The following is a 13,094-nucleotide window of genomic DNA, read 5'->3' on the forward strand; positions in this document are numbered from 1 at the left end:
ATGCCTGGCGCACAACAAAAAAAGCCCGAGGCTTTGGATCGCCGTCGGGCTTTTCAGAATTATGTCGGGCAATTTTTATAATTTGCCCGACATAAACCAACCGCTTTAGGTTACCTCAAAGCGATTTACGATGCAGGACAACCAGCCGGCGCGAATGATTCCTTGAACGCCGATGCTGAGCTACCGTCAACCGCGCAACTCCAGACACCATCAGCTGTGCGAGTAAGGGTAACGGTCGTGCCATTGATGCCGGAACTTACATTCCCGTCCATAGTAGCTACTACAGTTCCCGTGCCGTTTGCGGGGATGTTAATGCCGAGCGCAGTGGCCAACAAATCAGAACCTGTCCATCCCAGCTCTGCAGCCGCGTTAGCTGGCACCGGAGCTACTGTAGTATCAACAGTGTCCGGAGCATCACCGCGCATCAGCTCTTCTTCCATAGCTGTCTTCAAAGCAGAGATTTCGCCTACTACTCGGCTAACTTGCGTGCGCGAGATGTAGTCCTGATACTGCGGAATAGCAATCGCGGCCAAAATACCAATGATCGCAACAACGATCATCAGTTCGATAAGTGTGAAACCCTTCTGGGCGTGATTCATTTGAATGTTCTTCATTGGTCGACCTCTGTGTTTGTCGTTAATCTACTCGATACGGCCCAGGCCCGGTGGAATCGCACCCGTGACCGGTATCTAGAGCCTGGATTTCGTTAAGCATTGCTCGTGCCAACTAAAGTCAGCCGTCGACAAACGCCTTATTATCAGCACTTTATAAAACATTGTGAAATTCATCGCATCGACAAAAGAAGTCGACCCCATGCCCTGACGCGTCACTGGGTGACAATTTTTGTCAGATGACACATCCATAGACACCGTGTTTTCCGGGCATACGACCACTTCATTACCCGCACGCCTTTCCAAACCGTTGCCAGCCATCTAAACTCACTCCATTAGACCAACATCCGTTTCAGACACTTAGGCTGCGTTTTTTACACAATTTATGTCTACCAATAAAAGCAATGTAACGCTTACAGGCTTGGCGAGACGCTTCGTCGATGACGGGCTTATTGATGAATCCGTCGCGAAGGATGCCTTTCTTCAAGCATCTCACAATCGCATTCCACTCATTACCTACCTGGTACAGAACAACCTGGCGAACAGCGGAGGGCTCGCGTTCTCCGCCGCGATGGAGTTCGGCGTTTCGGTTCTGGATCTCAACGCCTTTATGCCGGAGATGATGCCCGACAAGGTCGTAGACGAAAAACTGATACGAAAACACAACGCCCTGCCGCTCTATAAGCGTGGGAACCGGCTGTTTATTGCGGTCTCCGACCCGACCAACATCCAGGCGTTAGACGAGATCAAGTTTAATACCGGTCTGAGCACAGACGCCATCCTGGTTGACGACGCCAAGCTCCGGGAAGCCATTGACAAGTATCTTGAGTCCCACGATACGTCGATGGGTGATCTGGACGACGCGGACCTGGAGGGGGTTGAGACCGAAGGCGGCGAGCAGGAAGACGACGCTGTTGTCGCGACAAGTGATGTGGACGATGCGCCCATCGTAAAGTATGTGAACAAGATGCTTCTTGACGCCATTCGTGGCGGTGCTTCGGACGTACACTTTGAACCCTATGAAAAAACCTACCGGGTTCGATACCGCACGGATGGCATTCTCAAGGAAATGTCGCGCCCTTCTATCAAGCTGGCTCCAAAGCTCTCTGCCCGTATAAAGATCATGGCCCAACTGGATATCTCGGAGCGCCGGGTCCCCCAGGATGGTCGGATCAAGATGAAGCTGTCCAAGACAAAGGCCATCGATTTCCGGGTAAACACCTTGCCGACACTTTGGGGCGAAAAGATTGTTCTGCGGATTCTGGACCCAAGCCAGGCCAAGCTGGGCATTGACGTTCTGGGTTATGAAGAAGAACAGAAAAAGCTGTATATGGATGCCCTGGAGCAGCCGCAGGGAATGATTCTGGTTACCGGGCCGACCGGTTCCGGTAAAACCGTATCGCTGTATACCGGCCTTAACATTCTGAACACGCCCGAAAGAAACATTTCGACGGCGGAGGACCCGGCGGAGATTAACCTGGAGGGCGTCAACCAGGTGAACGTGAATACCAAGGTCGGCCTCGGTTTTGCTGAGGCACTGCGGGCGTTCCTGCGCCAGGACCCGGACATCATCATGGTGGGCGAGATCCGGGACCTGGAAACCGCAAACATCGCAATCAAGGCGGCGCAAACCGGCCACCTGGTACTTTCAACCCTTCACACCAACAGTGCAGCAGAAACACTGACCCGTATGATGAATATGGGCGTGCCCTCCTTCAACATCGCTACGTCAGTGAGCCTGATTATTGCCCAGCGCCTGGGCCGTAGACTATGCAACTCCTGCAAACAGGCTGCCGACATTCCCAAGGATGTGCTTTTAGCGGAGGGGTTCACACAGGAACAAATTGATACAGGGTTCACGTTGTACCGCCCCAAGGGCTGTGATAAATGCAATGGAGGATATAAAGGCCGCGTCGGGATTTACGAGGTGGTCAAGATTACCGACGAGCTGGCGAACATGATTATGGAAGAAGCCAGCTCGATTAAAATTGCAAAGCAGGCACTGGCCGAGGGCTTCCCGAATTTGCGGCAGTCGGCTCTCAAGAAAGTGATTGAGGGTGTGACCAGCCTTGAGGAAGCCAATCGCGTGACGAAGGATTAAGCATGGCAGAAAAAGCACAGAAACTTCAGGCGTTCGTTTGGGAAGGTAAAGACCGCAGGGGTAACAAAACCAAGGGCGAGGTGTCTGGCACCAACCTGGCTTTGGTGAAGGCCCAGTTGCGGAAGCAAGGCATTATTCCAGACAAAGTAAAGAAGAAACCAAAACCTCTGTTTGGCGGCAGCAAAAAGATCACGCCTTTCGACATTGCCATGCTTACGCGCCAGCTCGCCACCATGATGAAAGCTGGCGTGCCACTGGTTCAGAGTTTCGATATTGTTGCTGACGGCCTTGAAAACAGAGGCCTTCAGGAATTGGTTACCAACATCCGAAACGATATCTCCTCAGGTACCAGTTTCGCTGGCGCGCTACGAAAACATCCGAAGCATTTCGACGACCTCTATTGCAACCTTGTTGATTCGGGCGAGAAAGCAGGTGCTCTTGAACAAATGCTGGACCGCATTGCGACGTATCTTGAGAAGACAGAGCTTCTCAAGAAGAAGGTAAAAAAGGCAATGACCTACCCTATTGCAGTTGTCGTTGTTGCACTCATTGTGACTGCAATTCTGTTGGTAAAAGTAGTACCACAGTTCGAAAGCCTCTTCCAAGGCTTCGGCGCAGAGTTACCCGTTTTTACCCAGATGGTTGTTGAATTATCTGAATGGATGCAATCGTGGTGGTTTGTTGTACTGATTTCAATTGTAGGCACGATCTTCCTTTTTAAAGAGGCTGTTCGCAGGTCACAGAAGTTTTCCGACCTTGTTGACAGGCTGGTCCTCAAGTTACCGGTAGTTGGTGAAATTCTAGATAAATCAGCCGTAGCAAAATTCGGACGAGTGCTCTCCACAACCTTTGCTGCAGGCGTACCTCTTGTGGATGCGCTTGATTCAGTTGCTGGTGCTACCGGCAACGCCGTTTATCGGGATGCGATTCAGCGCGTCAAGGCTGATGTTTCAAGCGGCACCCAACTCCAGGCCTCTATGCGACATCAGGATGTTTTTCCAGTGATGGCCGTTCAGTTGACGGCTATTGGTGAAGAATCCGGTAATCTGGACGAAATGCTGGCCAAGGTGGCCGAGCATTACGAGGCTGTGGTTGATGACATGGTCGACAACCTGACTGCGCTCATGGAGCCTATGATAATGTCCGTATTGGGCGTGCTTGTGGGCGGCTTGATTATCGCCATGTACCTGCCGATATTCCAGATGGGTCAGGTTGTTGGTTGATTACGCCCTCCCCCTCTCCCCAACCCCTCTCCCGCAAGGGGAGAGGGGCTTTGATGGCGCAAATTGAGAGTTTTGATGGTTTCCCTTGATACGTTTCTTGCTACTCCGTGGCTGCTTTACACTGTCGTTATCTTTATTTCCCTCTGCATCGGCAGCTTCCTCAACGTAGTCATCCTTCGCCTGCCAAAGATGATGCAGCAGGATTGGCGTTGCCAGTGTGAGGATTTCCTTGAACTTCCTGATGGGCAGCGTAAGAGTGATGAGCCGATCACGCTCTCCAAGCCGGCTTCCACCTGCCCGTCCTGTGGCCACAAGATCCGCGCATGGGAGAACATCCCGGTGATCAGTTACCTGATTTTGGGTGGCAAATGTGCTTCCTGCAAATCCGGGATTTCGCCGCGTTACCCGATTATTGAAGCGATTACCGCCCTGTTTTCGGTGGTGACCATTCTGGTCATAGGGCCGACAGAAGCTGCTCTTTGGTCGTTGTTGCTGGTGTGGGTGTTGATCGCGCTGACGGTGATCGATTTTGACACCCAGCTGCTGCCAGACAGCATGACTCTGCCCCTGATGTGGCTGGGGCTGATTCTGAACTATTTCGGCGTGTTGACGGATTTCAGCAGTGCCTTCTGGGGCGCGGTGGCAGGTTATCTCTCGCTTTGGTCGGTTTACTGGCTGTTTAAACTGGTAACGGGCAAGGAAGGCATGGGCCACGGCGATTTCAAGTTGTTGGCGGCGCTGGGCGCCTGGCTGGGCTGGGAGTTGCTGCCAGCGGTGATTTTGTTGTCGTCTGTCGTTGGTGCCATTGTGGGGATCAGTTTGATGGTGTTCCGCAAGCACGGGCGTGAGGTGCCGATTCCGTTCGGGCCCTATTTAGCGGCGGCGGGGCTGCTGTGCCTCTGGTTTGGTACCGAGATTCAGGCGGCCTGGTATGCCTACTTGGGGGTCTGAATGGCAGTCATAGGCCTTACCGGCGGGATTGGCTCTGGCAAATCCACGATTGCACGGCTGTTCGGGGCCTTGGGTGTACATTGGGTAGACGCTGACGACGTTGCCCGTGAGGTCGTCGAGCCCGGAACACCGGCGCTTGCGAAGATTGCGGAGCACTTCGGGCAGGATATCCTGCTGCCGGATGGCGGGCTGGACCGGGCGGCGTTGCGGCGGATCGTATTCGATGCGCCGGAGGAGCGTGCCTGGCTGGAGGGGCAGTTGCACCCGGTAATCCGCGAAGAACTGATGCGGCAATTGCATCCAGACAGCTATGCCCTGCCCTACGTGCTGCTAGTGTCGCCATTGTTGCTGGAAACCGACCAGCATGAGTTGGTTGAGAAAATCGTGGTGGTGGATGTGCCGGTGGATGTGCAGGTCCAAAGAACCATGGCCAGGGATACCAACGACCGGGAACAGGTTGAGCGAATCATTGCGGCCCAGATGCCACGCGAGCAAAGGCTTCAGAAAGCCGATAACGTGGTGGACAACAACCTGCCCATGGCCGATGTTGAACAACAGGTCGAAGCATTGCACCAAACGTTTCTGGCGGCCTTCGGGCGCTGACGTTTATGAGCCGACACCCTTCCCGCCCGGCCGCTGAGGCCTTAACGCTGGCGCCGATTGCCCTCACCCGCTCCTGTTTTCGGGACAAGTTTGGTGTACCCCGCCAGCCTGGGTTAACCCGCTATGCACATGCCGACCTTGTAATTGAGCCACCATTCGACCGGGAGGATGCGTTTCGAGGGCTGGAGACGGCGAGCCACCTATGGCTGACGTTTCAGTTTCATGAGGCCATTCGAGCGGAATGGCGCCCCGTGGTGCGGCCGCCAAGGCTGGGTGGCAATAAAAAGATTGGGGTATTTGCCAGCCGGTCACCGTTTCGCCCGAACAGCCTGGGGCTGTCGGTAGTACGCAATGAGGGGCTGATGCGGGATGCGGATGGTCGGCTGGTGTTGCGAATCCGTGACCATGATTTGATTGACGGTACGCCCATCCTGGATATCAAACCCTATCTGCCGTTCTCGGATTCGGTGCCGGATGCCACACTGGGCTGGGCCGATTCGGCGCCCACAGAGCGGTTACCCGTGGTGTTCCTGGATGAGGCCGAGCAACAGCTCGCGGCCTTGCCAGCGGAACAGTACCCGGATTTTCGGGGCCTGATCGAGGATGTGGTGAGTTATGACCCTCGCCCGTCTTTCCGGCGCGGTCGGGATGAGGCGCGTATCTACGGTGCGCACTTGTACGATTTAAACGTCCGTTTTCGCTTTATACACAATGAGTCACAGGAACGTGTCGAAGTGCTAACGGTCTGTTAAACTGCAGATCGGTTGTTTTTTCGACACAGGGAATGCGTGCCTTGCCTCCGATCCGGTTATTCAGACGAATAGGTGTACGGCCACTGGCTGCCAGGCTGCTAGTTTACGTTCTGTTGTTCAGCCTTATCCTGTCTCTGGCTGCCACGGGCGTACAGATGATTGGCGAGTTTGAGCGTAGAACCGAAGAGTTGCGCAGCACCCAGGAACGCGCTGCGGAACTGGTGGCTGGCAGTATGAGCAACAACCTCTGGCTGATGAATTACAGCGAGGTGGCCAACAGCCTGGATGACATGCGGGCCATTCCGGTTATCCAGCATGCCCGCGTAATCACTGCCGCTGGCGAGGAGTTCAGCACAGGGACCTACCCGGATGGCCGGGTGATTAGCCAATCTTTCCCCCTGGTCTTCAACCGAGCGTCCTTCGATAGCCCGGAAGCCATGGGTACGCTGACCGTGACGTCGTCCGTGGAAACCGTCTACAACGAATTGAAGGACCGGGCACTGCTCACATTGTTGTTCCAGTCGATGATTGTGATGCTGGGCACCCTTGGGCTGCTGATTATTGTTCGGCTGACGCTTTCCCGCCATCTGGAGGCAATCGCCGACTACGCCGCCCGGCTGAACCTGGACGCGTTGATTGAACCGCTGAGACTTCGCCGCAAGCGCCCAAAGCGAGGCGACGAACTGAGCGAGTTGGAACAGGCGCTGAACACCATGCGCCTGCAACTGCTCGAAGACACCCGCTCTCTGCGCCAGACCTCTATCCAGTCCCAGGACGAACGGGACGAAGCGGTGCGGGCAAACCACGCCAAGAATCAGTTCCTTGCCAATGTCAGCCATGAATTGCGGATTCCGCTGCAATCCGTGCTCGGCTACGCCAATCTGCTGTCAGACACCCCCCTGGACCAGGATCAGAGGGAGTATGTCCATACCCTGCTCAATGCATCAGAGGGGCTATCGGCCATCATTAACGACCTGCTGGACATTTCCAGCATGGAAGCCGGCAAACTGGTGCTGGATAACATTCCGTTCGATCTTCGCGACACCCTGAACGATCTGGTGCACATGCTGGGCGCCCGGGCTCGGGAAAAGGGCCTGGCACTGGAACTGCGCATCGACGAGAACCTGCCCTGGGCGTTGAAGGGCGACCCGGTGCGGCTGCGGCAGGTCCTGCTGAACATGACCTCCAACGCCATCAAGTTCACCGATTCCGGCCACGTGCTGATCAGCATCGAGGTGTTGGGCCGACGGGATAACAATGTACGCCTGCGGATGGCGGTTGAAGACACCGGCGTGGGGATCAACCCGGAGGACATCCCGCTGGTGTATGAGCCTTATGTCCAGCTTGGTCAGCGTTTTCAGCGCCAGTTGCCGGGCGCGGGGCTGGGCCTGACCATCTGTCGCCAACTGGTTCAGTTGATGGACGGCTCCCTGGACCTTGAGAGCAAACCGGGCGAAGGCTCCACGTTCTGGATGGAACTCTCCCTTCAGGTTGCGCCTGAAAGCGCCTCTCGCGGCCGGCCGGACACCAGCATGATCCGGGGCCGCCACATCCTGGTGGTGGATTCCTACGAACTGTCCCGCAAGATCACCCTGGAAATGCTGTCCCGCCACGAGCTGGATATCGAAGCGGTGAAGTCCGCCGGTGAGGCGCTGACCTCATTGCGGCTGGCCTCGGACAACCAGGAACCCTTTGATGCCATCGTGCTGGACGGGTTTGTGCCGGATATGGACAGTGACCTGCTGTGTCGCCAGATTCGCAGTAACCCGGAGTGGGGCCACACGCGGCTATTGATTCTTTCGTCCAATCCCCAACGGGGGGATGCCGAACATTTCCGACAGGCCGGTGCCGATGCGTTCCTGAGCAAATCCCTGCGAGAGTCTTGCCTGACCCCCATCCTGCATCAGCTGTTTTCGGACTCCACCCGGAACGAGCGCCACTTCCTGACTCGTTTTTCACTGCAAGCGGTCAGTGATAACACCCGCCGGCAGGAGTTGCCCTGCGGCCGCATGAAGGTGCTGTTGGTGGAGGATAACCCCGTTAATCGCACCCTCACCCGCCGGCTGCTGGAAAAGTTGGGCTGTGATGTGATGACGGCGAATGACGGCGAAGCCGCCTCCAGTCTCTGGCAATGGCACCCCTTTGATTTGATTTTCATGGATTGTGTGATGCCCCGGGTGGATGGTTTCGAGGCCACTCGCCGCCTGCGCCAATGGGAGAAGGACCACAACCGTAATCGGGTACCTGTGGTGGCGCTGACTGCAAGCGCTATGGAAAAGGATGAAGAGCGCTGCCGCGAGGCAGGCATGGACTCGTTTGTTGCAAAGCCGGTCAATATTGAAATGTTGCGGGCGGTTCTGGAACAATACTGCCAAGCCTCCGCATCCACCTGAATACCCGACACAAGGCCACCATGAACGTAGAATGTCCCACCTGTAAAAAGTCCGCGGAATGGAATGAGAATAACCCGTTTCGCCCTTTCTGCTCCGAACGCTGTAAACTGATTGATCTGGGCGCCTGGGCCAATGAGGAATATCGTGTTCCCGCAGAAAATGCGTCCCCCGACGATCTGGATCAGGGCGGCGACACAACCACCCATTGATTGCCCGCATTAACCCGCCCTTAACCCGTTTTAAGTTGAGCCACCATGGCCGGACCGTTAACATTCCGGCGGTTACATTCAAACATTAAGAAGGTCGAAGAATGAAAGCGTCCCGAATTCCCCTTATCGTTCTGTCACTTGCGGCAGCACCTGTATACGCCTCCGATGTGGACCTGAGCCTGACCAACGACTCGGTCAAGGGCCAGGTCAACTTCTTCGGCACCAATTCCGACATCCAGGTTGGCACTGGCTATACCTATCACGAAGGCAGCCGTCACATTGGCAACGTGGATTTCCACGCCCAGGGCCGCACCGCCATTGGCAACCTGCCCACCACAGCCGGCATTGGTGTTCGCGCCTTCGGATGGGATGATGATCGGCTGGACGGCGGTGCCGTGGCTCTCGGCGGCTTTGCCACCGTAAACGTACCCAACGCACCAGGTCTGTCGTTCACCGGCGGGCTTCACTACGCGCCCAGCATCCTTGCCTTTGGCGATTCCGATGACCTCACCAGCCTTGAGCTTCGCGGCAGCTACCGTGTTATCCGCAACGCCGAGTTATTTGCCGGTTACCGCTACCTGAATACCGACTTTGACGGTCGTGGTGACCTGAACCTGGATGAAGGCGTCATGGCCGGTATGAAGATCTTCTTCTGATCAGGTCCTGATCCCGCAGGATAACCCTGCCCGCCACTATCGCGTGCGGCAGGGGCGCGACGTCAGGAGCGTCCCTTGACCGCTTTTGTATGGATAATTTCTGCCGTGTTTGGGTAAATTGAGGCCCACCCCCAGTGGCCGCTGGGGGCCTTCATGCAGCAGCTCGGTTGAGCGACGGCTCCTCTTTCGAGAGACCGATAACAAGTGTGTAGCGCTGCATGACTCTTAAGCGATAACTCGAACAGTCATCGGGGCCTCGAGCCCGTATAGCAAGGCAGAGTCAGCTTATTATGAACAACACGGAAATCCAAACCCCAGTCAACGTCGGTGTCGATGTCGGTAAAGCCAATCTGGACATCGCCCTCCATCCCTCCGGGCAGTTCTACACCGTTCCAAATACCGAAGCCCACATTCGCCAATTCGTCCGAATTCTCAAGAACTATGAGGTCGAGCGTATCGTTGTCGAAGCCTCTGGCCGGTATGAACATGCCTTGGTCCAAGCCTGTGACCAAGCAGGATTGCCGATCATTATCGTTAATCCCATCAGCGTTCGACGCTACGCTCAGGCCATTGGCGTGCTCGCCAAAACTGACCGCATTGATGCCCAGATCATCGCGCAATATGCCGCTACGCTGAAACCCGAGTACAAGCCTATTCCAGACAAAACCTCCCAGAAAATTAAGGACTTGCTAGTCCGGCGCTCTCAGCTTCTGGAAATGTCCACCATGGAGAAAAACCGTCTCCAGATCCTGCCAAGGTCCCTTCACCGGTCGATCAAAAGCTTACTCAGAATGCTGCAGAACCAGATTGAAACCGTCACCCTGCAGATTGAGCAAGAGGTAGCCAAAGTGGATCAGTGGCGTACCAAAATAGAGATCATGACCAGCGTACCTGGTGTTGGAAAAGTGCTCGCTTACACTTTCGTGAGTGAGCTTCCAGAACTCGGTTCGCTGAACCGTAAGGAGATTGCTGCGCTCGTCGGTGTGGCACCCATCAACCGAGACAGCGGCAAGCTCAATGGCAAGCGGAGAATACAAGGTGGCCGACACAGAGTTCGAACAGTGATGTTCATGGCCATGCTCTCATCCATACAATGCAATCCGGTTTTCAAACGCTTCTACGAGCGTCTGAAGGCCCAGGGAAAGATCCCAAAAGTAGCCCTCATTGCCTGTATTGAGAAAGATGATTGTGGTACTCAATACCATGATCAAAAATCAGGAATCCTGGCGAGGTGAAATGGCTTAATTTATGGAGTTGACACCACAGTCACTTGTATGTGGTGGCTGACTCCCAAACTACAAGACCATGCACCTACCAGCCATCCAGTTTAATCCCATTTTCCTCGAGATATTCGCTTTCTTTCTCCATATATTCATCTACCCATTGAGAATAATCAGACTTCTCGTTAGTAAACGGTGCGGCCTTATAACGCCCCACCTCAATGGCATTCTCCGCCCCATTCATAATCCAGACAACCACCGTGCCGCCTGGTGCCAGGCCAAACGTCAGGTCGTTGCGAGGCATGTCATAAGTTTTACCGTAGCGTTCAATCGGAGCGATTTCTTTCATTTTCTCCTCAATCTCACTGGCATTCTCAAGCTGGATCAACGCCCGGTAAGATTGCTGTTCGGCAAACGAGAACCACTTGATGAGTACCAGGCCCGGCATAGCCTGCCAATCGGCGTTTTTACCAGATGGATGTTTCCAGCAGCAGGTGATTATCCCAATAGGTGCCCGCCAACCGATCTCCCCCGACACCGATTCCAGAATAAAGGTCTCGACCCATGCATCGTAATGCTGAGGCACGACAACAGAGATACTTCGGTAGTCTGGGTCGGGGCCATACCTTGGTTGTTCCGATTCGCTCTGATCCGAACACCCAAGCATTGTCAGAACACAGAAGCTAATGGCAAGCGCCTTAATACTCATGGTATTCCCCCTCTGACCATTGTCCCTTGTTCGGGTGGACGGTCCGCCGACCGTACTTACCGGGTTTAAAGGGGTGCAGGGGGCCAAGTTTCAGGTAATGATCGGAATGATGGATGTATCGCTGCTTCAGTAACGCTCTGGACTCCGGCGCCATCAACAGCTCACTGCCATGCCAGACGTGGGCGGCGAGATTTCTGGCGACGGTCATTAATTCTTGCGGTAGAGAAAGGCCGTCCACTTCTGGGTTGATAGATTGGAAAGGCACACCAGCATCCACCGCCAACTTGTGCATCAGATACAGCGGAATCCGGGAGTATTCGCCACGAACCTCACGCTTCAGCCAGAGGCGAAGCGTGATGTCACCGCCCGGCAGACCGGGCGGACGCTCCTGCTCAATCTCCAGCGAGGCCAGCGGATTCAAAGGCCCGATCCAGTCCTCGTTCTTGATCAGCGCACGTTCCTGCAACATGCGGGAGAATTCGAAACTGGCTTCGGGATTGCGGCGGTCTTTTCCTCTGACCACCAGCGGTGGGCGAACCTCAATCCTCTCGTGAAAGCGATCCGGGTAACCCCCGCCAATATCGGAATGAGCACCCGGCAGCGTCCATTCGCTGAAGTGATCCGGCAGGTTGCCGGACTCACCCCGGAGGCTGTTGAGCGAAAAGTTGTGACGGCGGCCAGCGCACCGCCTTCATCCTGAACTTCCCGGCTGATGAAATGCCGGGCCGTGGCCGCGCCACGGCTGAAACCGAAAACGTCAAGAACCAACTCATCAACGGGGTCGCTCACAAAACGGATAATATCAGCCGCCAAATCACCGGACCCTTCGGCAATTTTCTTGAGTATGCCTTGCTCACCAAGTCCAAGCCCCATGCTAGGGCCATCATCGGATTCGCCGGACTTGGTGCCAACACCGGAAACATAGGTGGAAATACGGTGAGCTTCCTTCCATTCCTCACTCTGGAATTGACCCTGCTGATACATTCGCTCAAGCTTGGAGACATTGGTTTCAGCGTTTAGGTAACTACCCTCCATGATCTGCGACAGTTCGGTACCGCACTCATCCTCGGAGATAGCGCCAGCGGCATGGGCCGTCAGGCACTCATCCATCTGTCTCTGATAGGCTTGGGTGTTATCCCTGTTGTTGCCAGTACCGTCGAAAAATATGCCAGCCTCTACCCGAACCTTTGGGCGATCTTCTTCTGCGGAGAAATCTTCCGGTTCTCCGTCCGGTAAGCCTTCGTCAATCAACGCACCTTTCTGGGCGGCCTTGCGAACAAATTCCTGCGGGTCTTTGTCCAGCAACTGTTTGGCGGCGGGGGTAAGCTTGCCTTTGTCATCCAGCGCACCCGCCATGGCAAAATCCACGACAGGCGCTGTGGTTGTGCCGACCCCCAGTATGACTCGTTGGTTACCGCTGACAATGGAACCACCATGACTGGTCGGGCTGCCAAGGTAGGCCACCGGCATACCGTCGGCCAGCGCCAGCGGATAGCCTTGGGTAATAACGGCACCGCAACCGGTAACATCGCCCACTCGGGCAATGGGCTTACCTTCCACAAGGATACTGGAGCCGTTTGGCATGATGGGGGAAGATCCGTGCCCTTTGATCGGGCAAACGTGCATGTCGCCAACACAGGCGGCGATCAGATTACTCATAGTCAGA

The 13,094-nt window shown here is 55.2% G+C and carries 13 protein-coding genes; 9 read left to right on the forward strand and 4 right to left on the reverse strand.

The features are described 5' to 3' along the window. Window positions 1-125 precede the first annotated feature (125 nt). Entirely contained in the window at window positions 126-614 is a 489-nt protein-coding gene (locus B2590_RS04105) for a pilin (RefSeq protein ID WP_286810148.1), read from the reverse strand. A 382-nt stretch (window positions 615-996) separates the two neighbouring features. Between B2590_RS04105 and pilB the strand changes: the two genes are divergently transcribed. From pilB to B2590_RS04150, 9 genes are all read left to right on the forward strand, one after another. Continuing rightward, complete coding sequence (gene pilB, locus B2590_RS04110) at window positions 997-2,712, forward strand: type IV-A pilus assembly ATPase PilB (protein ID WP_286810149.1); 1,716 nt, start codon at window positions 997-999, stop codon at window positions 2,710-2,712. Between the two features lie 2 nt (window positions 2,713-2,714). Continuing rightward, window positions 2,715-3,935 carry a type II secretion system F family protein gene (locus B2590_RS04115; RefSeq protein ID WP_286810150.1) on the forward strand — a complete coding sequence of 407 codons (1,221 nt, stop codon included), beginning with the start codon at window positions 2,715-2,717 and terminating at the stop codon, window positions 3,933-3,935. Window positions 3,936-4,010: 75 nt separating this feature from the next. Beyond that, the gene (locus tag B2590_RS04120) at window positions 4,011-4,886 is read left to right on the forward strand and encodes a prepilin peptidase (protein ID WP_286810151.1); all 876 of its coding nucleotides are present in this window, start codon (window positions 4,011-4,013) and stop codon (window positions 4,884-4,886) included. Continuing rightward, complete coding sequence (coaE, locus tag B2590_RS04125; protein ID WP_286810152.1) at window positions 4,887-5,489, forward strand: dephospho-CoA kinase; 603 nt, start codon at window positions 4,887-4,889, stop codon at window positions 5,487-5,489. A gap of 5 nt (window positions 5,490-5,494) precedes the next feature. Next, entirely contained in the window at window positions 5,495-6,241 is a 747-nt protein-coding gene (gene tsaA / locus B2590_RS04130) for a tRNA (N6-threonylcarbamoyladenosine(37)-N6)-methyltransferase TrmO (protein ID WP_286810153.1), read from the forward strand. Between the two features lie 155 nt (window positions 6,242-6,396). Further along, a complete protein-coding gene (locus B2590_RS04135) occupies window positions 6,397-8,634 on the forward strand; it encodes a response regulator (RefSeq protein ID WP_414673539.1) in 2,238 nt (745 codons plus the stop codon). 20 nt (window positions 8,635-8,654) lie between these two features. Then, on the forward strand, window positions 8,655-8,843 hold the full coding sequence (gene yacG, locus B2590_RS04140) for a DNA gyrase inhibitor YacG (RefSeq protein WP_036209919.1): 189 nt from the start codon (window positions 8,655-8,657) through the stop codon (window positions 8,841-8,843). A 101-nt stretch (window positions 8,844-8,944) separates the two neighbouring features. Then, complete coding sequence (locus tag B2590_RS04145) at window positions 8,945-9,499, forward strand: YfaZ family outer membrane protein (RefSeq protein WP_075196493.1); 555 nt, start codon at window positions 8,945-8,947, stop codon at window positions 9,497-9,499. A 290-nt stretch (window positions 9,500-9,789) separates the two neighbouring features. Beyond that, window positions 9,790-10,734, forward strand: a complete 945-nt coding sequence (locus B2590_RS04150) for an IS110 family transposase (protein WP_414673540.1) — start codon at window positions 9,790-9,792, stop codon at window positions 10,732-10,734. A gap of 76 nt (window positions 10,735-10,810) precedes the next feature. On the opposite strand, the gene B2590_RS04155 is transcribed toward B2590_RS04150, so the two are convergent. From B2590_RS04155 to B2590_RS04165, 3 genes are read right to left on the reverse strand one after another with little or no spacing between them, the layout of a single operon-like run. Next, window positions 10,811-11,428 carry a DUF2931 family protein gene (locus B2590_RS04155; protein ID WP_286810154.1) on the reverse strand — a complete coding sequence of 206 codons (618 nt, stop codon included), beginning with the start codon at window positions 11,426-11,428 and terminating at the stop codon, window positions 10,811-10,813. Then, the gene (locus tag B2590_RS04160) at window positions 11,418-11,897 is read right to left on the reverse strand and encodes a hypothetical protein (RefSeq protein WP_286810155.1); all 480 of its coding nucleotides are present in this window, start codon (window positions 11,895-11,897) and stop codon (window positions 11,418-11,420) included. The genes B2590_RS04155 and B2590_RS04160 overlap by 11 nt, the downstream gene beginning before the upstream one ends. Continuing rightward, window positions 11,876-13,087, reverse strand: a complete 1,212-nt coding sequence (locus B2590_RS04165; protein ID WP_286810157.1) for a PAAR domain-containing protein — start codon at window positions 13,085-13,087, stop codon at window positions 11,876-11,878. Before B2590_RS04165 ends, B2590_RS04160 begins: the two co-directional genes overlap by 22 nt. Window positions 13,088-13,094 lie beyond the last annotated feature (7 nt).

Source organism: Marinobacter sp. UBA3604 (assembly GCF_002375325.1).
Taxonomy (GTDB): Bacteria; Pseudomonadota; Gammaproteobacteria; order Pseudomonadales; family Oleiphilaceae; genus Marinobacter; species Marinobacter salarius.

What these genes read in the sequence shown, in the direction of transcription:
- B2590_RS04105 (WP_286810148.1), bottom strand. Translation starts at nt 614, where the DNA reads ATGAAGAACATTCAAATGAATCACGCCCAGAAGGGTTTCACACTTATC.
- pilB (WP_286810149.1), top strand. Translation starts at nt 997, where the DNA reads ATGTCTACCAATAAAAGCAATGTAACGCTTACAGGCTTGGCGAGACGC.
- B2590_RS04115 (WP_286810150.1), top strand. Translation starts at nt 2,715, where the DNA reads ATGGCAGAAAAAGCACAGAAACTTCAGGCGTTCGTTTGGGAAGGTAAA.
- B2590_RS04120 (WP_286810151.1), top strand. Translation starts at nt 4,011, where the DNA reads ATGGTTTCCCTTGATACGTTTCTTGCTACTCCGTGGCTGCTTTACACT.
- coaE (WP_286810152.1), top strand. Translation starts at nt 4,887, where the DNA reads ATGGCAGTCATAGGCCTTACCGGCGGGATTGGCTCTGGCAAATCCACG.
- tsaA (WP_286810153.1), top strand. Translation starts at nt 5,495, where the DNA reads ATGAGCCGACACCCTTCCCGCCCGGCCGCTGAGGCCTTAACGCTGGCG.
- B2590_RS04135 (WP_414673539.1), top strand. Translation starts at nt 6,397, where the DNA reads ATGATTGGCGAGTTTGAGCGTAGAACCGAAGAGTTGCGCAGCACCCAG.
- yacG (WP_036209919.1), top strand. Translation starts at nt 8,655, where the DNA reads ATGAACGTAGAATGTCCCACCTGTAAAAAGTCCGCGGAATGGAATGAG.
- B2590_RS04145 (WP_075196493.1), top strand. Translation starts at nt 8,945, where the DNA reads ATGAAAGCGTCCCGAATTCCCCTTATCGTTCTGTCACTTGCGGCAGCA.
- B2590_RS04150 (WP_414673540.1), top strand. Translation starts at nt 9,790, where the DNA reads ATGAACAACACGGAAATCCAAACCCCAGTCAACGTCGGTGTCGATGTC.
- B2590_RS04155 (WP_286810154.1), bottom strand. Translation starts at nt 11,428, where the DNA reads ATGAGTATTAAGGCGCTTGCCATTAGCTTCTGTGTTCTGACAATGCTT.
- B2590_RS04160 (WP_286810155.1), bottom strand. Translation starts at nt 11,897, where the DNA reads ATGTTGCAGGAACGTGCGCTGATCAAGAACGAGGACTGGATCGGGCCT.
- B2590_RS04165 (WP_286810157.1), bottom strand. Translation starts at nt 13,087, where the DNA reads ATGAGTAATCTGATCGCCGCCTGTGTTGGCGACATGCACGTTTGCCCG.